Origin of the sequence: Microbacterium sp. ACRRU (assembly GCF_022346945.1) — a bacterium.
Classification (GTDB): domain Bacteria; phylum Actinomycetota; class Actinomycetes; order Actinomycetales; family Microbacteriaceae; genus Microbacterium; species Microbacterium mcarthurae.
The window spans coordinates 1-20,276 of record NZ_JAKRNI010000012.1 but is presented as its reverse complement, the minus strand read 5'-3'; the positions used below and the strand labels follow the sequence as shown (position 1 = coordinate 20,276).

18 protein-coding genes are annotated in these 20,276 nt (G+C 67.8%); 11 read left to right on the top strand and 7 right to left on the bottom strand.

Features of this window, described 5'->3' with window-relative positions; all coding sequences use genetic code 11:
• Nucleotides 1-36: 36 nt before the first annotated feature.
• Nucleotides 37-1,188: a DNA polymerase III subunit beta gene (gene dnaN / locus MHY30_RS07915; RefSeq protein WP_239276327.1), complete on the bottom strand. Its 1,152-nt coding sequence runs from the start codon at nt 1,186-1,188 to the stop codon at nt 37-39.
• Nucleotides 1,189-1,638: 450 nt separating this feature from the next.
• The gene (gene dnaA, locus MHY30_RS07910; RefSeq protein WP_239276326.1) at nt 1,639-3,060 is read right to left on the bottom strand and encodes a chromosomal replication initiator protein DnaA; all 1,422 of its coding nucleotides are present in this window, start codon (nt 3,058-3,060) and stop codon (nt 1,639-1,641) included.
• A gap of 295 nt (nt 3,061-3,355) precedes the next feature.
• On the opposite strand from dnaA, the gene rpmH reads away from it, so the two are divergent.
• From rpmH to rsmG, 6 genes are read left to right on the top strand one after another with little or no spacing between them, the layout of a single operon-like run.
• Nucleotides 3,356-3,493 (top strand): 50S ribosomal protein L34, encoded by a 138-nt coding sequence (gene rpmH / locus MHY30_RS07905; protein ID WP_022879826.1) that lies wholly within the window; start codon nt 3,356-3,358, stop codon nt 3,491-3,493.
• Between the two features lie 8 nt (nt 3,494-3,501).
• Entirely contained in the window at nt 3,502-3,840 is a 339-nt protein-coding gene (gene rnpA / locus MHY30_RS07900) for a ribonuclease P protein component (RefSeq protein WP_239276325.1), read from the top strand.
• Nucleotides 3,837-4,193 carry a membrane protein insertion efficiency factor YidD gene (yidD, locus tag MHY30_RS07895; protein WP_374204594.1) on the top strand — a complete coding sequence of 119 codons (357 nt, stop codon included), beginning with the start codon at nt 3,837-3,839 and terminating at the stop codon, nt 4,191-4,193. Before rnpA ends, yidD begins: the two co-directional genes overlap by 4 nt.
• A 3-nt stretch (nt 4,194-4,196) precedes the next feature.
• Nucleotides 4,197-5,270: a membrane protein insertase YidC gene (gene yidC, locus MHY30_RS07890; protein ID WP_239276324.1), complete on the top strand. Its 1,074-nt coding sequence runs from the start codon at nt 4,197-4,199 to the stop codon at nt 5,268-5,270.
• Between the two features lie 16 nt (nt 5,271-5,286).
• Nucleotides 5,287-5,790 (top strand): protein jag, encoded by a 504-nt coding sequence (locus tag MHY30_RS07885; RefSeq protein ID WP_374204593.1) that lies wholly within the window; start codon nt 5,287-5,289, stop codon nt 5,788-5,790.
• Nucleotides 5,791-5,798: 8 nt separating this feature from the next.
• Complete coding sequence (rsmG, locus tag MHY30_RS07880; protein WP_239276383.1) at nt 5,799-6,425, top strand: 16S rRNA (guanine(527)-N(7))-methyltransferase RsmG; 627 nt, start codon at nt 5,799-5,801, stop codon at nt 6,423-6,425.
• A gap of 58 nt (nt 6,426-6,483) precedes the next feature.
• On the opposite strand, the gene MHY30_RS07875 is transcribed toward rsmG, so the two are convergent.
• A complete protein-coding gene (locus tag MHY30_RS07875; protein WP_239276322.1) occupies nt 6,484-7,059 on the bottom strand; it encodes a dihydrofolate reductase family protein in 576 nt (191 codons plus the stop codon).
• Nucleotides 7,060-7,131: 72 nt separating this feature from the next.
• Between MHY30_RS07875 and MHY30_RS07870 the strand changes: the two genes are divergently transcribed.
• The 4 genes from MHY30_RS07870 (at nt 7,132) to MHY30_RS07855 (ending at nt 13,167) form a co-directional block, all read left to right on the top strand.
• Complete coding sequence (locus MHY30_RS07870; RefSeq protein ID WP_239276321.1) at nt 7,132-7,698, top strand: TetR/AcrR family transcriptional regulator; 567 nt, start codon at nt 7,132-7,134, stop codon at nt 7,696-7,698.
• A 3,126-nt stretch (nt 7,699-10,824) separates the two neighbouring features.
• Entirely contained in the window at nt 10,825-11,742 is a 918-nt protein-coding gene (locus MHY30_RS07865; protein WP_308192652.1) for an AAA family ATPase, read from the top strand.
• The gene (locus MHY30_RS07860) at nt 11,742-12,737 is read left to right on the top strand and encodes a ParB/RepB/Spo0J family partition protein (RefSeq protein WP_239276320.1); all 996 of its coding nucleotides are present in this window, start codon (nt 11,742-11,744) and stop codon (nt 12,735-12,737) included. Before MHY30_RS07865 ends, MHY30_RS07860 begins: the two co-directional genes overlap by 1 nt.
• 82 nt (nt 12,738-12,819) lie before the next feature.
• Nucleotides 12,820-13,167: a tryptophan synthase subunit alpha gene (locus MHY30_RS07855; RefSeq protein ID WP_239276319.1), complete on the top strand. Its 348-nt coding sequence runs from the start codon at nt 12,820-12,822 to the stop codon at nt 13,165-13,167.
• Nucleotides 13,168-13,417: 250 nt separating this feature from the next.
• On the opposite strand, the gene trxA is transcribed toward MHY30_RS07855, so the two are convergent.
• The 4 genes from trxA to MHY30_RS07835 form a co-directional block, all read right to left on the bottom strand.
• Nucleotides 13,418-13,741, bottom strand: coding sequence for a thioredoxin (gene trxA, locus MHY30_RS07850; protein ID WP_239276318.1), 324 nt, complete (start codon nt 13,739-13,741; stop codon nt 13,418-13,420).
• Between the two features lie 62 nt (nt 13,742-13,803).
• Nucleotides 13,804-14,790, bottom strand: coding sequence for a thioredoxin-disulfide reductase (gene trxB, locus MHY30_RS07845; RefSeq protein ID WP_239276317.1), 987 nt, complete (start codon nt 14,788-14,790; stop codon nt 13,804-13,806).
• Nucleotides 14,791-14,863: 73 nt separating this feature from the next.
• Nucleotides 14,864-16,462 (bottom strand): murein biosynthesis integral membrane protein MurJ, encoded by a 1,599-nt coding sequence (gene murJ, locus MHY30_RS07840; protein WP_239276316.1) that lies wholly within the window; start codon nt 16,460-16,462, stop codon nt 14,864-14,866.
• Nucleotides 16,459-18,579 (bottom strand): DUF6049 family protein, encoded by a 2,121-nt coding sequence (locus tag MHY30_RS07835; protein WP_239276315.1) that lies wholly within the window; start codon nt 18,577-18,579, stop codon nt 16,459-16,461. Before MHY30_RS07835 ends, murJ begins: the two co-directional genes overlap by 4 nt.
• Before the next feature lie 100 nt (nt 18,580-18,679).
• Here MHY30_RS07835 and MHY30_RS07830 point away from each other — a divergent pair, with 100 nt between their 5' ends.
• On the top strand, nt 18,680-20,194 hold the full coding sequence (locus tag MHY30_RS07830) for a methyltransferase (RefSeq protein ID WP_239276314.1): 1,515 nt from the start codon (nt 18,680-18,682) through the stop codon (nt 20,192-20,194).
• The last annotated feature ends 82 nt before the right edge of the window (nt 20,195-20,276 follow it).

Here is a 20,276-nt window from a genome sequence, read left to right as displayed (position 1 = left end):
CCCGCCGGCCCCGACATCCGCCGGGTCGGACCCCGCTCAGCGCAGCAGCAGGTTCGGCTGCAGCAGGTACTTGAACGAGCCCTCGCCACCCTTGTCGACCGAGGTCTGCGGGGTGATGAGCACGGGGCTGAGCTTGTTGGCGTTGTCGCTCGACGTGAACGTGATGCGGGTGAACTCGCTCCGCACCGCGCCGAGCGACTCGAGCAGGTACTGCGGGTTCAGACCCAGGGTCACCTCGTCGCCAGCGAGCGTCGCGTCGACCGACTCGGTGGCGCGTGCCTGCTCGGTGCCGGAGGCATCCATCGACACCCCGTCGGGACCGAAAGTGAACCGCAGCGGTGCGGACCGGTCGAGCACGAGCGCGACGCGGCGGACCGCTTCGGCGAGCTCGGCCGTGTTGACGACGCTGTGGTGCTCGGTCTGCGCGGGGAACAGACGGCGGACCGGCGGGAAGTTGCCCTTGATGAGCAGCGACGTCACCGTCTTGTTGCCGGACGAGAACGCGATGATCTCGCGGTCGCCCGACCCCGAGAACGCGATCGAGATGTCGCCGCCGTGGGCGAAGGTCTTGCCGACTTCCTGCAGCGTGCGGGCCGGAACCAGCGCGGATGTGGGCTCGTCGGATGCCGCGGCTCCGCCGTCCCACGGGATCTCACGCAGCGCGACGCGGTAGCGGTCGGTGGCGACGAGGCTCAGCTGGGTGCCGGTGACCTCGAGCTGAACACCGGTCAGCACCGGTGTGACGTCGTCGCGCGACGCAGCGAACGCCACCTGAGCGATCGCGGTGGCGAAGTCGTCGGCCGGGACGAGACCGGATTCTCCGCTGACCTCGGGAATCGCGGGGTACTCCTGCACCGGCATCGACGCCAGCGTGAACCGTGCGGAGCCGCATGTGAGCAGGATGCCGCCATCGTCATCGACCGTGATCTGGATGGGGGCGTTCGGCAGCCGGCTGGCGATGTCGGAGAGAAGACGGCCGTGGACGAGGATCGTGCCCGGTTCGTCGACCGTGGCCTCGATGGTCGTGCGCGCCGACGCCTCGTAGTCGAAGGCGGCGAGGGTCAGACCCTGCTCGCCCGCTTCGATGAGGACCCCGGCGAGGATCGGCTGCGGGTTGCGCTGTGGCAGGAGCTTGACCACGAACGAAACGGCTTCGCTGAAGACATCGCGATTGACGTGAAACTTCACGGGCGCTCCCTTGACGGCGGTATGGCTTACCCATGCTAGTGCCCGACCGTGTCGGCACATGTCGCCCCACCTCGGCCCCTCGAGGTCATCGGATCTCTGTTAACTCATCAATGGGATCTTCATCTTGTTAACCGCTGTGGAGAATGTGGATAACTCTCGCGATGCGTGTTAACAGAAGGGAACTACACGTCTGTGACCTGTGGACGTGTTGCGGAGAGCCTGGGCAGTTAACAGACGACAGCGGTCGTCGGTTCGAGTCTTCCTCCACAGGGAGAGGCGTGTCGTTCACAACTCCTCCGCAGAGATTTCAAGTTATCCACAGGTTTTCCACACTGTGTAGAACCGGGTGAAAACATCCCCGTGAGGGGCGATGTCCGCCCCGTGGAGCCGCGAAAACGACGAAGGGGTTCGTCCGCGGATACGGACGAACCCCTCTGTTGACGCGGCTGCTCAGCGCATGCGGCCCAGCTGCGTGGTGATCTCGGAGACCTGGTTGTAGATGGATCGACGCTCCTTCATCAGGTCGCTGATCTTCTTGTAGGCGTACATCACCGTGGTGTGGTCGCGATTGCCGAACAGCTGCCCGATCTTCGGCAGTGACAGGCTCGTCCGCTCGCGGCACAGGTACATCGCGATCTGCCGCGCCGTGGCGACGGCCTGTGATCGGCTCGAACCGTAAAGATCGTCGACGGACAGCTTGAAGTACTGCGCCGTCGCCGTGATGATGTCGGTCGGCGACACGACGTTCGCGTCGTCCTGGTCGATGATGTCGCGCAGAACGGTTTGAGCCAGGGACATGTCGAGCGTCGAGCGGTTGAGGCTCGCGAACGCTGAGACGCGGATGAGAGCGCCCTCGAGTTCGCGGATGTTCGACGACACGACCGTCGCGATGTACTCCAATACGTCGTCGGGGATCAGCAGACGCTCGCTCTGCGCCTTCTTCCTGAGGATCGCGATACGCGTCTCGAGGTCGGGAGCCTGCACATCCGTAATCAGGCCCCACTCGAACCGGCTGCGCATGCGGTCCTCGAAGCCCGTGAGCTGCTTGGGCGGCAGGTCGCTGGTGATCACGACCTGCTTGTCGTGGTCGTGGAGCGTGTTGAAGGTGTGGAAGAACGCCTCTTGCGTCTCGGCTCGTCCCTGCAGGAACTGGATGTCGTCGATGAGGAGGATGTCGACATCCCGATACCGCGCCTGGAACGCCGAACCACGGTTGTTCGCGATGGAGTTGATGAAGTCGTTCGTGAACTCTTCGCTCGAGACGTACCGGATGCGGATACCGGCGTACATGCTCGCGGCGTAGTCACCGATGGCGTGCAGAAGGTGCGTCTTGCCCAGACCCGAGTCGCCGTAGATGAACAGCGGGTTGTAGGCCTTCGCGGGTGCCTCGGCGACCGCGACCGCGGCGGCGTGGGCGAAGCGGTTGGACTGGCCGATGACGAAGTTGTCGAACGTGTACTTCGGGTTCAGTCGGGTGTCGTTCCGGGATGCCGGGACGATGGGCTCGGGCGCCTGCTCGGGCATCGGCGAGTTCGTCGCGGGAGCAGCGGGTGCGGGACGCTCCTCGGATGCCGGCGCGGACCGGTGCGATTCGATCAGGTCGGGATTCACCACGACGCGGAAGTTGCTGACCTCGGGGTCGACACCCTGCACCTGCGTGAGTGCTTCGAGGATAGGTGCGCGCATGCGCTTGTTCATCTGCGCTGCCGTGAGATCGTTGGGCACGTCGAGATAGAGCGTGCCGCCCATGACACCCTGGGGAACGGCGAGGTTCAGGAATCCGTGGAGCTGCGGAGTGACGCGGTCATCGGTGAGGAGATGGTCGAGCACGGCGGACCAGACGGGAACATCCGGTACTTGGTGCAGTGACATATCCCCTCCGGGATCTCGGCGCGCGGCTATCGACGTACATCGCGCCGAACCTGTGGATAACTTCCGGGGACACGCTAGTTCGCGGTCCGCACGGAGCAAAATCAACTGTAGAACGCGCTCGCGTGTCTTTGCCACGGGTGTGGACGACGCTTGGGGATAATGAGCGGTCGCGCTCTCGGTTTGAGTTAACGTCGTGCGCGACGTAGCCTTAGTCGGTTGACTTATGCCTACACGGCAGTCCCGACCACGTCCCCCGGCAGAAGAGCATCGGGCGACATCACCTCCGGAGTGACCCATGAGCAAGCGCACCTTCCAGCCCAACAACCGCCGCCGCGCCAAGAAGCACGGTTTCCGCGCCCGCATGCGCACCCGCGCCGGCCGCGCGATCCTGTCGGCGCGTCGCGCCAAGGGCCGCACCGAGCTCTCGGCCTGACCCACCTAGTGCTCGCGAAGCCGAACCGACTCACCCGCGGATCGGATTACAAAGCCACCGTCCGTCGGGGTTCTCGGTGTGCCGGTGCGCACACCGTGACCTACGTGGGCGGCGTGCCGGACGAGGGTCCCGCGCGCTTCGGTTTCATCGTGAGCCGCCAGGTCGGCTCGGCCGTCACACGCAACACCGTTCGCCGCCGCCTCAAGGCGGTGTGCGCCGAGGCGCTCCCGATCGTTCGCGGGGGCGCCTCGGTCGTCATCCGCGCCCTTCCGTCCGCCGCCACCGTCGACTACGCCGATCTCCGGGCGGATGTCGTTCGCTGCCTGGAACGCAGGGCTGCCGCGTGAGCGCCTCGACCCTCCCCACGTCGTCCACGGGCGCTGGCCACCTCGAGTGGGACACCGTCATGGCATCCCTCCCCCTCCTCCCCCGGAACGCCGGTCTTGCGCTTCTGCACGCGTACCGGGCCACGATTTCGCACGTCTACGGCGACGTCTGCAAGTACTACCCGTCCTGCTCCGCCTATTCGGTGGGTGCCCTGCAGCAGCACGGACTCGTCAAAGGAGCCGCGATGACCGCGGTCCGCCTCGCCCGCTGCCACCCCTGGGCCCAGGGAGGCATCGACGATGTCCGTCCGCACCGCGCGTTCCGCCACGAACTCACTCCGCACGGCTTCGTCGTGCCCTCCCGAAAGGACTGATCCGTGCCGGATCTCATTGGAATCGTCCTCTGGCCCTTGAAATGGGCCGTGGAGCTCGTGCTGGTCGGCTGGCACGCGCTCTTCACCGCCGTGGGCATGGCGCCGGCCGCTGGTCTCACGTGGGTGCTGTCCATCATCGGCCTCGTGCTGGTCGTGCGCGCCGCCCTCATCCCCCTCTTCGTGCGGCAGATCAAGAGCCAGCGCAAGATGATGGAGATCGCTCCTGAGCTGCGGAAGGTGCAGGAGAAGTACCGCGGCAAGAAGGACCAGCTCTCTCGCGAGGCCATGAGCCGCGAGACGATGGCGCTCTACAAGAAGCACGGAACCACCCCGGTTTCGAGCTGCCTGCCGCTTCTCGTGCAGATGCCGATCTTCTTCGCGCTCTTCAGCGTGCTGAACGACGTGTCCAAGCACGCCAACAGCGGTCAGGGCGGCGTGGGCCTGCTCACCCCGGAGCTCACCCGTGAGTTCTATGACGCCCGTCTGTTCGACGTGGCATCCATGCACGTGAACCTCGTGACCGCGTGGGGACAGCCCGACGGTCAGGTCACCGTCGCGATTCTGTTGACCCTGGTGGTCCTCATGATCGCGTCGCAGTTCTTCACGCAGCTGCAGATCATCTCGAAGAACCTGTCTCCGGAGGCCAAGACCGGTCAGGCCTATCAGATGCAGAAGATCATGCTCTATGTTCTTCCGCTGGCGTTCATCTTCTCGGGTGTCTTCTTCCCGCTCGGTGTCGTCATCTACTGGTTCGTCAGCAACCTGTGGACGATGGTGCAGCAGTTCGTCGTCATCCGCGAGATGCCGACTCCCGGCTCGGATGCCGCGAAGGCCCGCGAGGAGCGCCTCGCGCGCAAGGGCAAGGCGATCGACGCCAACGGCAAGGTCGTTCCGCTCGAGAAGTACCAGGCCGAGCAGCAGCGTCTGTTCGAGGAAGCCGAGCGCGCACGCGCCGCACAGCCCAAGCGTCAGCAGCCCGTGGGCAAGCAGCGGGCGAAGAAGCAGCAGCAGTCCGGCAAGGGCTCGAGCCCGGCGCCGCGCACGCCGGCGAAACCCGGCACCGAGACCCCCTCCTGACGACCCGGAGACCATGATGACGACGTCCGAGCAGATCGCGACCGATCAGAACCCCGCCACTGACGAGCAGCTCGAGCAGGAAGGCGATATCGCGGCCGACTTCCTCGAAGGGCTTCTCGACATCGCTGACATCGACGGCGATCTCGCCCTCGATGTCCGTGCCGGTCGCGCGTACGTGTCAGTGGAGGCGGACGACTCCTCCGCGCTGTCGACGCTGTCGCACCCCGACACCGTTCAGGCGTTGCAAGAACTGACCCGACTGGCGGTGCAGAATTCGACGGGTCGGTTCTCCCGCTTGATCCTCGACATCGGCGGATCCCGCGATGCGCGCCAGCGACAGCTCGAGAACCTCGTCGATCGTGCGATCCAGCGGCTCGATGAGGGCGCTTCGCAGGCGTCGCTTCCCGCGATGTCGAGCTACGAACGCAAGCTCGTGCACGACATCGCGGCAGATCGTGGGTACGCCTCCGAGTCGTTCGGCGAGGGCGCCGACCGGCACACCGTGCTGCGGCGCGGCTGATCTTCGTGATCGACGAACTCGAGACGGAACCGGATGCCGCCGCGCCGGTGTTCGGCGACCGTATCGATCTGGCTCGTCGTTTCACGGCGGCGCTTGCGGCGCATGGCGAGGAGCGTGGGCTGATCGGACCACTCGAGGTTCCTCGCCTGTGGTCACGGCATATCCTCAACAGCGCGGTGGCTGCCCCCTTCTTCACCGGTCGGGTGGCCGATGTCGGTTCCGGGGCGGGCCTGCCGGGCCTTGTCCTGGCCATCGCGCGCCCCGATGTGGAATTCACGCTCATCGAGCCGATGGAGCGGCGCACGGTATGGCTCACCGAGCAGGTGGAAGCTCTCGGCCTCGACAACGTCATCGTGGAGCGCTTGCGCGCGGAAGAGTGGGCGGAGGGACGTGTCTTCGACGTCGTCACGGCGAGGGCCGTGAGTGCGTTGCGCACCCTCATTCCGTGGACTGCGCCACTCGCCCGGGTCGGGGGCCGGCTTGCCTACCTCAAGGGTGCGAACGTTGCCGCGGAGGTGGATGCCGCCGAGAAGCAGATCCGGCGGTTCGGTGTCGCGGACGTGGAGATCCACGTCGTCGGCGAGGGGGTCGTCGCGGAACCCACGCGTGTTCTGACGGCGACGGTGACACGCTAGCCGCGTCGGGGGATCCCTCGATCTCCTCTGAGTCATCGCTCGATGGCGAGTACAGTGTTCACGCTGTGCTGCGGGAGGCGTACTCCTCGATCACCACGCCCGATTCGAAGGAGCGAGTCCGGGTCGCGGTGAACGAACGCGGTTCGTACGGTGCGCGGCCGAACAGCGGGATGCCGGAGCCGAAGACGACCGGATTCCGCTTGAGGACCAGGTGGTCGATCTCGGGCAGGAGTGTGCCCGCGAGCGAGCCGCCACCGCAGAGCCAGATGTCGAGACCGTTCTCTCGCTTCAGGCTCCGGACCATGGCAACCGGGTTGTCGGTGAGGGTGATGTTCGAATCGACGTCACGCGGGCTGCGACTGGCGACCACCTGACGCAGACGGGCGTACGGGCTGGAAATCCCCGCATTCAGCGCCGGGGTGAGCGTGTTCCACCCCATCAGCACCGTGTCGAATCGCGTTCCGGGCGGTGCGATTCCCAGCGCCCTGTGGGCGTGCGTGGGCAGCGCATCCGCGTACTCACCGAAGACCACTTGTGCATGATCGCCGTCGACGAGGAACGCATCGAACCCACCGCTCGGGTCGGCGATGTATCCGTCGATGCTGACAGCGACGTAGTACACGAGCTTTCTCATACCGATCCCCCCATCACGACACCTGTCGTGGTTGAAGTACTACAGCAGTCGTGGTTTGGCTAGCATGGGGTCATGGCTCGCAATGACCAGCGCCGCGTCGCTCTTGCCGACGCCGGCATTACTGTCCTGGCGGAGGAAGGCGCGCGCGGCCTTACCCACCGGGCTGTCGACGCTGCCGCAGGGGCACCGCGTGGCACGGCCTCGAACTACTTCCCGACTCGTGACGACCTCATCTCCGCCCTTGTGAACCGGATCGGCGAGCGACTCACTCCTGACCCCGAGGCGGTGTCATCCCGCGCCACTCGGGTCGCCGACCGTGAGCTCTTCGCCGAGTATGTGCACGACGTCGTTCGGCGACTTCGTGCGGATCCTCACGTATCGCGCGCGCTCTTCGAGCTGCGTCTGGAGGCTGCGCGGCGTCCTGCTGTTGCCGAGGCTTTCGGGGCGTGGAGACGGCGGGCCTTCCACGAGGACGTCGCATTCACCGAACGTTCTGGCCTTCCGGGCGGACGGACCGAGATCGCACTCCTTCACTACGCCATCGACGGACTGATGCTCGATCACCTCACCGTGCCCCTCGATACCGGACTGACCGTCGACCTGGCTGTCGACGAGTTCGTCGACCGCCTCCTGCGGTGATGTTCCGGGGGTCGCGGTCATTCGTAGGGTGACGGGCACCGCGGGCTCATCGCGAACAGCAGCGCGCGAGCGATGCTCTGCCCTGGAAGAGGACGCGATCGTCGCTTTGTCGGGTTTCACGTGAAACGTGCACCCTGTCGGGAGGATGGATGGCGGAGCTCCATCGCTCCCCCGCGGGACGCCAGTGCGACGACTGAGGCGGCGTCGTCGAGAATGTCGAGAGATGGTCGACCTTCCGGGAAGGAGGAGAGCCGCGGTGAGCACGAATAACCCCCTCTCCACGTGTCCTCGACGTCGACGGATTGCGTTCGGATCATGCCTTCTCGCCACCGGAGGGAGATAGTGCACGAGGCCTGAGCGACGCTGGACTGTGATCGTCGATGCTCCAGCGTGGTATCCGTGGGTGCTCCGCGTCACGCGTCCCATCGATTGGCGCCGGGTGGCGGCTTTCGCGACCACGGCGCAGGCGCGTGCGGCGGTGTCGGCTCGACGCAATGGGGATGACACGTGTGGCGTGGAGTGAGGGTCCCGGTGACGGGCGGGGTTGTGTCGCATCGGGACCACTGGGCAGTCGCTGAGGGAGTGCACAGCCTGCCGGTGGGGGCATTCAGTGGACTGCATAGCCCATGCGCCGCCCATGTCACGCGGTGTGGAGTACCCGACCCACGGCTCGCTAGGCACGAAGGGGGAGATGGCCTGGATCGGTGCACGTAGGACATGCGGTGTCCCCCCGCGGGCACGGTGGACGGTCACTTCCGTTCGTCCGCAACTCGACGCGCACACGAGAACACCCTCGGTCGGCGGTCTTCCCGGAGACGGCTCTACCGAACTTCCGATCCCCGCATACGATCGGCGAACCCCGCTCCCCCGCGGAACTGTTGCCTCGACAAACGAGGAGTCCTCGATCGGGAGCGCCGCAGGGACGTCGTCCTCGGTTGATGGTGAGGGCGCCTATGGGACGAGGGTACGAGGCGGGTAGCTCCGCCGGGTGGATGTGCCGCCGTAATCGCTGTACGCGCGGGAGCACGTCGCGCCGCGGGGGGGGGGGCGCCCGCGTCACACGAACTATCCGGAAGCGGGGCGCCCAGCACCCACGAGAGTCGCACGTTTCACGTGAAACCCCGGAAGTGAGTGGACCGGACCGCCATCCACGCGACTTGTGTGTTTCACGTGGAACATCCGGAAGAGAGCGGACCGGACCGCCATCCACGCGACTCGTCCGTTTCACGTGGAACATCCGGAAGAGGGGCGAACCGCTAGGGCATTCGCGCCAGGCGCCTGTTCCACGGCCAACATCCGGAAGTAGGGCGGACCGGGCCAGCACCCCGCCGATCGCCGGCTTTACGTCGAACATCCGGAAGCGGGGCGGACCGGGCCACAGCCCACGCCGATCACCCGTTTCACGGGAAACATGCGGCGGGGCTGCGCCAGAAGAGCACTGTGCGGCCACGACCCGCGCCCACCCGGTGAGAAACACATTGCCCGCACCCCGCGACGACGCAGCGCGCGAACGGCGGGCGGGCACCGGCCGAGCCGAGCGAGGATCCCGCGGGGGTCTCGACGTGAGATCCTTTCGTCGCAGTGCAACTCCCCGCAGAGGTGCACTGTCAGCCGCCGCGATCTGAGCTCGCTGAGGCAAAGGTCTAGTCGCGGCGTGATGTGATGCTTTACGCGGTGTCGGAGGGACCCGCGCATCGTCGTCGCCTTCGCGGGCGTGCCCGTGAGTCAGGCCGAACGGGGTCCGCCGCGGGCGAGTCGGATGGACCGCGGGCGCACCGATAGCGCGGCAGAATCATGGAACCGGCGACTTCACGGTCTGGGGGGCCGATTCGCGGGTGGCGCTGCTCACCGCCACGGTGCGGGCCGCGGCTGTGATCAGCATCGCGGAGTGCCGGGTCGCGACCGCCGGTCCGTGAGGCGGTGTTGTGCGCCCCCCTCTTGTCAGGCGTGAGAGGTGCATTCCCCGCGTAAAGTGGCGCCGTCATGCCGCGACGGAATGCCCCGCTCCCCCATCGCATCAGGCAGTGCAACACAGCTGTCCGTCCCCGCCTCTCTAAAGGTGCGCTCGGCCGAGCTCGGTGTCGGTCGGCCTGTGGCATCCCGTGGTTGGATTCGACTCCCCTCGGCGTGAAGCTTGGCGCAGTTCCCGAGATGAGGAATGCGGGCCGAAGGTGCGGGAATGTTTTGCTCGGACACCGTGACGATGTGTTTCAGGTGAAACATCGCGCGCTCGGCGCGCCCACTTCTGGCCAGAGCGTGGGAGCCGGGGCCCTGCCCGGAGGCAAGCGGCGCGGCGAGAGATGCATCCCCGACGGCGCTCGGTCGGATACGCGAGATGCATCGCCGAGGTGCGGCGGAGACCGTCGCGTGTGTCAGGAGCAGGCGCGTCGGGGAACCAGCGGCGCCACCCCTGTCAGTTCGGGTTCCGCTCCTGGATACCCCGCGAAAGGCGAGCGTTGCGGAGCAGGCGCAGTGGACAGCTGGCGCACGCCCCTCCAGCGAGGTTTCACGTGAAACAGAGCTGCCGATACAGAAGTCCGGGCGTGCGTCGCTACGAGAGCCAGGTGGTGTGCGCCTCGGGGAACACCCCGCCCCTCGCCCTCGACCGCCCGGGACACGCCTACCCCCGCGTGGTCGGAACCGTCGCCATTCCCGCTCAGTATGGGTCTCGTGGCGGTCCTGCCCGCGGCGGCGTGAGAGCGTCCGTGCCGCACGTCGGAACTGGGCTACAGGCGTCGTTCTGGTCCAGCGGACGGAGGCCGTATGCGCGCGGTGTTTCACGTGAAACATTCGCCGGTGTGGGGCGACGGGGTCGTGCCATCGCGCCACAGGGGCCTTGAGGTGTCAGAAGAATGCTGTGTTGAGGCGGTCGCGAGGGGCGGCGGTCGTGCGTGACGCGCTACCGCACGCCCGGAGCGGGGTGCACTATCCGTATTTCCCGGGTGCAGAGAAGCGTGTCGAGTCGGACGACGAGCCGTGATCGGTGCAGTGCACGGGGACGTTTTCGTGAGCCCCACCGGCGGCGACCATCCCGCGGGGGAAGAACGCCTCCCACGATCCCCACGAAGGAAGGGGTGACACGTAGACTGGGAACGTTGTCCCCGGAGATGAAGGAGCGCGTTTCACGTGAAACAGTCCGGTGCGTCGTCCGGCTCCCCCTCCTTCGAGGACTCCCCCATTGCACGAGAGCTCGCCGATCTTTCGGCCCGGCGCCGAGCACTGGAGGCTGTGGAGGTGACCTTGTCGGGGCGTACCCGCGTGTTCACGGTGTCGAACCAGAAGGGTGGCGTCGGGAAGACCACGACGGCCGTCAACATCTCTGCCGCTCTCGCCTCGCTGGGGGCGAAGGTCCTGGTCATCGACTTGGATCCGCAGGGCAACGCTTCGACGGCGCTCGGCGTTCCTCACAACGCGGACACCGCCAGCATCTATGACGTCCTGATTGACGAGTTCCCCCTCTCGGACATCATCCAGACGAGCCCCGAGTCCCCCAACCTCCTGTGCGCTCCGAGCACCATCCATCTCGCGGGAGCGGAGATCGAGCTCGTGTCACAGGTGGCCCGCGAGCACCGTCTCCGGGGTGCGCTACGGGACTACCTCGCGGACGAGGGAAACCATCTGGATTTCGTCATCATCGACTGCCCGCCGTCGCTGGGGTTGCTCACCATCAACGCGTTTACGGCCGCCGATGAGGTGCTCATCCCTATCCAGTGCGAGTACTACGCGCTCGAAGGCCTGAGTCAACTGCTCGGCAGCGTACAGATGATCCAGAAGCACCTGAATCCGGCGCTGCATGTCTCGACGATTCTGCTCACGATGTACGACGGGCGCACGCGCCTTGCTCAGCAGGTCGCCGATGAGGTGCGAGAGCACTTCTCCGACGAGGTGCTGCGCACGGTGATCCCGCGTTCTGTGCGCGTGTCGGAGGCGCCGAGCTTTGGACAGACGGTCATCGCCTACGATGGCCACTCAGCGGGAGCGATCGCCTATCGCGAGGCAGCGGTCGAGATCGTGGGCCGAGACACCACCATGAAGGAAGACTGATGGCCAAGAGAACCGGACTGGGCCGCGGCATCGGTGCCCTTATCCCCACCGCGGAATCGACCGAGGCACGCCCCGTCGATGTCTTCTTCCCGGGCGCCGCGGCATCCGAGGGGTCGACCAAGACATCGCGCTCGAAAGCCCGCGCTTCTGCAACGGAGACGGAAGACGTCGAGGCGACGGAGCTCGTTTCGGTTCCGGGCGCACGTCTCGTGCATATCGACCCGGCGTCGATCGTGCCGAACCCACGTCAGCCGCGCACGCACTTCGATCCGGAAGATCTCGCCGAACTGGTGCACTCGGTGCGCGAATTCGGTGTGCTCCAGCCCGTGGTCGTGCGAGACAAGGGCGATGGCACCTATGAGCTCATCATGGGCGAGCGACGCACGCGCGCATCGCGCGAGGCGGGCCTGACGTCGATCCCCGCGGTGGTTCGCGAGACGGAGGACGAGTACCTCCTTCGCGACGCTCTTCTCGAGAATCTGCATCGGTCGCAGCTCAACCCTCTCGAAGAGGCTTCGGCCTACCAGCAGCTTCTCGAGGATTTCGGAATCACGCAGGAGGAGCTCGCGACGCGGATCGGACGTTCCCGTCCGCAGATCAGCAACACCATCCGTCTGCTGAAACTCCCGGTTCCCGTGCAGCAACGTGTGGCGGCGGGGGTGCTCAGCGCCGGCCACGCCCGTGCCATCCTTTCTCTCGACGACCCGCGTGAGATGCAGAAGCTCGCGGACAAGATCGTCAACGAAGACCTGTCGGTGCGCGCTGCCGAGGCCGCGGCGAAGATGCCCGGCGTGGCGCCGGTTCGTCAGAAGCCGAAGGCCGGGTCGCGGCGTTCGGGTCTGGACGACATCGCCGACCGCCTCGGCGATCGGTTCGATACCAAGGTGCGAGTCTCTTTGACCGCGAGAAAAGGCCAGATCAGCATAGATTTCGCAACTATCCAGGATCTCAATCGGATCCTCGCGGTGCTCGGGGAAGAGGGCTACACCGGCTGACGGCCGGACTTTCTCCGGTCGGCAGACACGGCCGGGTCTCCCCGGCCGTGCCGGTGTCGGAAGGCCGACGTAGGCTTGATTGGTGACCGCGAACGACCAGAGCCCTCGCCGCCGCGCCAGTCTCGAGCTGTTGCGAGCGGAAGCCTCCGATGAACTCGCCGTCCTCATTCATGAGCGCCTTCGTGGCGGAGAAGACCCGTGGGAGTTCATGGACGACCTGCCGAGCGTCGACGAACTGGTGGTCCTCACGCTTCGGGCGGAGAACATCGCCGAGAACGGTGGTGTCCGTCCCAACCGTTCACGCAACTACCGCGTCCTACGCCAGATCGCTCTCGACTACCCGGCTCTCACGCGCGCCGTGTGGCGCATTCTCGGTGACGACGAGCCTCACCGTCGGTGGGACGCTTCCGTGCGCCTGGACGCCTCCTAGGGCCCTCACACAGGCCTGTGGCCGGCGGGGTGCAGCAACACACGTCGGCGCCGTCAGGGCAGCAAGATGCATGACAACCACGTCTCGTTGACGCGCGGAGCGCGGACGATCGGGGCGGCTCGAGCCCCTGCCGCTCGCATCCCCTCCCGAGCGATTCAGCAACTGCCGTTTCGCGTAGGGCGATGGCATCCACACACAGCGAAAGCCCCCGACATCGTGAGGATGCCGGGGGCTTTCAGCGAAGCGATCGTCAGCCGAGGAACGGCTTGAGGTCGGCCTCGAGGGCGTACTTGGGCTTGGCGCCGATGATGGTCGTCTTGACCTCACCACCCTGGAAGACCTTCATCGCGGGGATCGAGGTGATCTGGTACTTCATCGCGAGGTCGGGGTTCTCGTCCACGTTGAGCTTGAGGACGGTGATCTTGTCCGCGTTCTCGGACTGGATCTCGTCGAGGACGGGGGCGACCATACGACACGGTCCGCACCACTCGGCCCAGAAGTCCACGAGGACGGGTCCTTCGGCCTGCAGGACGTCCTGCTCGAAGGTCGCGCTGGTCGTCGCCTTGGCGGTCATGTGCATTTCTCCTTAGGTGAAAGCGTCACCGGGTGAAACCCCGATGGGCGCAGGTCTATTCCTTAGACGACAGCAGCGTCGGGCAGTCCCTCGATGGGGCTGTCGGCGACGGCGGGCTCGCCCGCTTCTCCGCGTCCGGCGAGGAAGTGTTCCACGTCGAGCGCAGCCACGGTGCCGCTGCCGGCTGCCGTGATGGCCTGGCGGTAGGTGGGGTCGATCACGTCGCCCGCGGCGAAGACACCCTCGACCGACGTGCGCGAGGAGCGACCGTCGACCCAGATCGTGCCCTGGGAGGTGAGTTCGAGCTTGTCGTGCACGAGATGCGTGCGCGGGTCGTTGCCGATCGCGACGAACAGGCCCTCGATCTCGAGGTCGCGCTCGGAGCCGTCGACGGTCGAGCGCAGGCGCAGGCCGTTCACGGCCTCGTCGCCCAGGATGTCGGCGACCTCGCTGTTCCAGATGAACTCGATCTTCGGGTTGGCGAAGGCGCGCTCCTGCATGATCTTCGAGGCGCGCAGCGAGTCCTTGCGGTGGATGACGTAGACCTTGGAGGCGAACTTGGTGAGGAAGTTCGCCTCTTCCATGGCCGAGTCGCCGCCGCCCACGACAGCGATCGTGCGCTCACGGAAGAAGAAGCCGTCGCACGTGGCGCACCAGGAGACGCCACGGCCCGAAAGACGCTCTTCGCCCTCGAGGCCGAGCTTGCGGTAGGCCGACCCCGTCGCGTAGATGATCGACGCAGCCTCGTGGACCTTCCCGCTTCCCAGCGTGACCTTCTTGACGGGCCCGTCGAGCTCGAGCGACACGACGTCGTCGTACAGCACTTCGGCGCCGAAACGCTCGGCCTGGGCCTGCATCTTGGCCATGAGGTCGGGACCCTGGATGCCTTCGGGGAAGCCGGGGAAGTTCTCGACCTCGGTGGTGTTCATGAGCTCGCCGCCGGCTTCGACGGAACTCGCGACGACGAGGGGTTCGAGGTTCGCTCGGGCGGCGTAGATGGCGGCCGTGTACCCGGCCGGGCCCGATCCGATGATGATGACGTGACGCACGGTGGCGCGTTCCCTTCGTTGATTCCGTCGGATGAAACCCATGCTAGCCCCGGGGTATTCCGTTGAGCGGGGTCTAGCGCTTGGGGACGAGGCGTCGAGCCAGGGCCAGCGCGGGCGCGAGCTCGGGCGTTCGGAACAGGGCGAGGATGCCGACGTACACCGCCAGCACGACAGAGCCGATGATCCCGGCTCCGACGGCGCCCGCGAGGGCACTGTCCGAAGTCCATCCACCGGGACCGCCGAGAAGGAGGAGGACGCCGAATCCGGCGGCGGCGGCCGGGAGGGCGGCGAGCGTGAACATCACGAGGGCGCGCATCCACGAGGCCGTTCCGATGCCGGACAGTCGACGGTGCAGCAGCGCGGTGGCCACCACGACCTGCACGATGCTGGCGATCGACTGCGTGAGCGCGACCCCCGCGGCCAGCTCTCCGCGTTCGAGGACGACCCCCGCGCCGAGCGCGCCACCGGCGACGAGCACGCACTGCAGCAGCGTGAAGAAGAACGGCGTGCGGGTGTCGTTGTAGGCGTAGAACGTGCGCTGCACGACGAACAGCACCGCGAGGGGCACGAGGCACACCAGGAAGCACAGGAGCACCGGAGCGGCGGCCGCGGCCTGCTCGGGACCGTTGGTGAAGATGCGGCTCGCGGGCACGGCGGCGACGGCGAGGGCCGCGGTGGCCGCGACGATGAAGAACCCCAGGGTGCGGATGCTGCGCGAGATGTCGGCGCGGACGTCGTCGTCTCGGCCGGCAGCGGCGTGCTCGCTGAGTTGCGTGAAGTAGGGCGTCCCGATCGAGAGCACGATGATCGAGTACGGCAGCATGAACAGCAGCCACGCGTTCTGCGACGCGAAGATCGCGGGGTCCTCCCCCGACGCTCCGGAGAGCACGTTCGACTGCACCACGCCCGCGAGCTGACCCGCGACCACCATGAGAAACGTCCACCCGGCGAGCCGACCGATGTGCCGCAGGCCCACGCCCCTCCACTGGAAGTCCGGACGCAGGGCGAGGCCCGCCCGGCGCCAGAAGAACAGCAGCACCAGCGTTTGCACGATGATTCCGCCGGTCGCGGTTCCGGCGAGCACGGCGATCATCCCCGGGGTCCAGGCATCCACCAGGGTCTGCGGGCCCCCGAACAGCAGGATGAACAGGCCGAAGCCCGCGATCGAGACGATGTTGTTCACGATCGGTGCCCACGTGTAGGGCCCAAAGACGCGCCGCGCGTTGAGGATCTCGCCGAGCAGCGCGTAGAGGCCGTAGAAGAACACCTGCGGGAGGCACCAGTACGCGAACGCCGTCGACAGGGCGAGCTGGTCGGGGGTGAACCGGCTGGCGTACACCTGCACGAGCAGCGGCGCGGCGATCATCGCCAGTGCGGTCGCCCCCAGCAAGCCGACCGTTCCGAGGGTGAAGAGCTTCGAAATGAAGGCCTGGCCGCCGTCGGCGTGTGCCGCGGCTTTGACGATCTGCGGCACGACGACCGCGGTGAGCAGACCGGTCGAGATGATCGCGTAGATGTTGTTCGGCAGCTGGTTCGCGACAGCGAACGCGTCGCCCGCACCGCTGATCGAGCCGATCGCCGCGACCAGCACGATCGTGCGCACCAGACCGCTCACGCGCGAGACGATGGTCCCCGCCCCGATGAGCACGCTGGCCCGCCCGATACTGCTCACGTCCTGATCTCCTGATCCGTCTCGGGGGCCGATTCCTCCGCGTGCGCGCGCCGACGATGCGCGATCGTGCGCACTACGCCGACGCTGAGGAACACCACCACGAGCCCGATGATGACGAAGAGCCCGATGCTCTCCCACTCGGCGCGCACCTCGACCTGCACGCTCTGGCGCGCGCCGATCGGCTCGCCCGTGGGGCTGTAGAGCTGCATGGCGACGCCGACCTCGCCGTTGGCGATACGCGCCTCGACGGGCACCTCGGCGCGCGTGTTCGCCGAGGCCTGGGCATCGATCTCGGTGTTCGCCTGCACGCGCAGTCGCGCATCGTCGGGCTGAGCACGCAGCACGACCGAGATCGGCCAGGGAAGATCGTTGCGCACCCATGGCCTCAGCGGAGCGCTCGAACTCACGAGCCGGAAGTCGGAGGACAGGATGCCGACGGAGTCCAACGTCGTCTGGGTGTCCGCGCGATGGTCTGCGATGGCCGTGCGGGCGGCATCCCCCGTCCACGACACGCTCAGCACCTGCAGCACCTCGGCGCGCTCACGCCCGGTGAGCAGCTCCGGCTCGTCGAGCACGGTCGCGAAGCGGTCGATCACCTGCTCGTCGGCGAGGAGATTCGTGACGTCTGCGGCGCGCGCGTCGTCGGTCGCGGCCTCACCGAGCGTCACCTCCGCGGCGGGCGCGTCCGCCAGGGCGGCAAGGGTCGACGGCGTGAATCCGGGGGTGGATGCCACCAGCCCCAGGGCCGCGCGCAGGCTCACGCGAGAGCGATCCGTGCCGCGATCGAGCACCGCGAGGACCGGACGGTCGGCCTCTCCCGTGCGGGCGAAGGCAAGATGACCCGACGCCGCGGCGAGGGCCGCTCCCCGTCGTGCGCTGTCGTTCTCGCCGGCGGCACGAGTGAGGGCGGCCGACACCTCGGCGTCGTAGACCGTCGTCGCAACCCCTGCCACCGTGGACGCGGCGCTCGCGGGAGGGGAGGTGAGGTTGCTCGAGGCCACGAGGACGCGGGCGGGGTCGCCGTCGCTGCTCAGAGCGCCCAGAGCGGCCACGGTCCCGGCATCCACCGAGTCCGTCGCGGGCCAGAACACGTTTGCGTCTGCGGGGCCGATGTCGAGCAGCGTGGCGAGGTCGGGGAAGGACGGCGCACCGGGGGACGGCGACGGTGCCGGGGTGGGGAGTGTGGCCGTGGCCTGCGCTTGAGTGAAGTCGGCCGCGGACATGTAGGCCCGCAGGGAGGTGGGCGTGAGCGGCGTCGTCACTCCGGAGCGGATCTGAGCGGCGAGGTCGGCGTCGCCGAACTGCAGCGCGAAGCGGTCGTTGGGGAGGGCGAGCAGCCGTTGCAGCCACGCGACCGCCGTCGGAGGTGCCGCAGAGCCGAGGACGCGGATCGCGGCGGGAATAGCGGGATCGATCGCGAGGGTCGCGAGGGAGCCGTCGACGGCGTCCAGCTGCGCCGACAGCGCGCCGTCCACGGCGGTGAGGTCGGCCAGTTCGTCGGCCGTGAGCAGACCGCTCGTTCGCGGAGCCGCCGTGATGGGCACGATCAACGCGAGTGCCGTGGCGGCCCCGTCCGCGGGGATCACGACGACGGTCCGCGCAGCGAGCGGTACCCCCCCGTTCGTCTGCGCGAGCACGGGGTAGACGCCGGGACCGCGGCCGGCGAGCGAGGCGTCGGTCCCGGGGACCGTGAACGACAGCGACGTCTGCGCGCCCGAGGCCGTGGCATCCACCGTCCCCGTCGCGATCTGCTGCAACGCGATCCCGGAGGCGTCTCCCTCGAGCCAGCGCGAGAGGTCGGCGTCATCGGCGAGGGGGGCGGTGCCGATCGACAGGGTCGCCGACACGGGCGGGACGGGCGCCGCGGCGGGGTTGGCGAGTGTGGCCAGGACGGTGAGGGGCTCACCGGGGCGAAGGATGCCATTGCCCGCCGGTGCCGCGGACAGCGTGGGCGGCGTCGTGCTCGCGGAAGGCGACGGCGTCGAGGGGGCGGCGTGGGCAGCGCCCGGGATGGCCAGCCCGATGGCGAGCGCGGCCGCCGCGAGGGTCGCCAGCAACCGGCGCGTGAGGGGGCGCCGCGGCACGGGTGAGCCCGAGGGCAGAGAGGTCACGGTCATACGAGCGTCGGTCGGGCGAGGGGGCCTCGCACCGCGACGAGTCTAGGCCCGCGCACCTTCGAGCCCCCCGATAGCCTCGCGCAGACGGTTGAATGGACCGGTGCTCCCCGAACCCGACCCCACCCTGTGCCGAGCCCTCGCCGACGATCTGCGCTCCGCCGGATTCACGGGTGCCGCGCTGCGTGACGCCTGGGGCGTCCAGGCCGACGACGCCGTGGCCCGCGGGCTCCGAGGGCCCGCGGAGAGAGTTCTCGACGGTCGCCGCGACGCTCTTGCGGTTCTGGGTCGGCTGTGGGGCCTGGGGGTCGCTGTTCCCCGGCCGGACGCGGAGGCTGCTTTGCCGTCACTCGGCGTCCAGGGTGCCGTCGCGCTCGGACTGGCCCGGGTGGACGACGACCGCGTCGCCCCGACGGTGCTCGTGCGCCCGCAGCCGTTCGCCGACGCCGAGGGCGAGGTGGAGTGGTGGATCGCGAGCGACCTCGACGAGGCCGCGCTCGGCGGGCCGCTGCCCGAAGACCACGTCCTCGGCGTGGGCGGCGCTTCGCAGACCCTCGCCCGGCTGCAGGTGACCTGGCGGGGCGGAACCGCACTCGACCTCGGCACGGGTTGTGGCATCCAGGCCCTCCGTCTGCGACGGCTGGTTCCCCGTGTGATCGCGACCGACATCTCCGAGCGCGCGCTGCGCTTCACCCGGTTGAATGCGCTGCTCAACGACGTTGACGGGATCGAGACGCGGCTCGGTTCGCTCTTCGAGCCCGTTGACGGCGAGGTGTTCGACCGGGTGGCATCCAATCCCCCGTTCGTGATCACCCCGCGCGTCGCGGGCGTGCCGGCATACGAATACCGCGACGGCGGTCTCGAGGGCGACGCGCTCGTTGCCTCGGTCATCGCGGGCGTCGGCGCGCACCTCGCGCCGGGCGGGGTCGCGCAGTCCCTGGGTAACTGGGAGTACCGCGACGGCGAGTCGGGGCTGGACCGGGTGCGCGAATGGGTCGGACCGTCGTGGGATGCGTGGGTCATCGAACGCGAAGTGCTCGACCCCCTCGCGTACGCCGAGCTGTGGGTGCGCGACGGGGGCACCGTCCCGGGAACCCCCGCGTACGCGCGTCTCATCGACGCGTGGCTCGATGACTTCTCGGCGCGCGGGGTCACCGGCATCGGCTTCGGCTACGTCTTGCTACGGCGTCCTCTCGCCGGTGCCCCGACGCTCGCGCGGTACGAACGCGTGGCCGGTGGCGGCGAATCGGTGTTCGGACCGCACCTCGCGGCGTGCCTCGAGAACCACGACCGCGCCGCGATGCTCGACGACGAGGGGCTGGCATCCGCCATTCTGCGTGTCGCGCCCGACGTGACCGAGGCACGGCACCACCGCCCCGGCGAGGAGTCGCCCTCGGTGATCGAGCTGCGCCAGGGCGGCGGCTTCGCCCGCACAATCGAGGTGGACTCCGCGCTCGCCGCGCTCGTCGGGGCCTGCGACGGCGACCTGCCGGTGGGCGCTCTCGTCGGCGCGATCGCACAGTTGCTCGAGGTGGATGCCGACGAGCTCCGCGCCGACATCCTCGCGCGGGTGCGCGAGCTCATCGTCACCGGGTTCCTGACGTTCGCCGACGCCTGAGGGGTGAGGCGCGCATCCGGGCTTTCGCGCTGGGTTCGGGCCGGGTTCGAGCCGGGGCGCGGGGGCCGGGTTCGGCCCGAAC

Coding starts and splice junctions, on each gene's coding strand:
- dnaA (WP_239276326.1), bottom strand. CDS start 3,060: ATGTCACTGCACCAAGTACCGGATGTTCCCGTCTGGTCCGCCGTGCTC.
- rpmH (WP_022879826.1), top strand. CDS start 3,356: ATGAGCAAGCGCACCTTCCAGCCCAACAACCGCCGCCGCGCCAAGAAG.
- MHY30_RS07885 (WP_374204593.1), top strand. CDS start 5,287: ATGACGACGTCCGAGCAGATCGCGACCGATCAGAACCCCGCCACTGAC.
- MHY30_RS07875 (WP_239276322.1), bottom strand. CDS start 7,059: ATGAGAAAGCTCGTGTACTACGTCGCTGTCAGCATCGACGGATACATC.
- MHY30_RS07870 (WP_239276321.1), top strand. CDS start 7,132: ATGGCTCGCAATGACCAGCGCCGCGTCGCTCTTGCCGACGCCGGCATT.
- MHY30_RS07860 (WP_239276320.1), top strand. CDS start 11,742: ATGGCCAAGAGAACCGGACTGGGCCGCGGCATCGGTGCCCTTATCCCC.
- trxA (WP_239276318.1), bottom strand. CDS start 13,741: ATGACCGCCAAGGCGACGACCAGCGCGACCTTCGAGCAGGACGTCCTG.
- MHY30_RS07835 (WP_239276315.1), bottom strand. CDS start 18,579: ATGACCGTGACCTCTCTGCCCTCGGGCTCACCCGTGCCGCGGCGCCCC.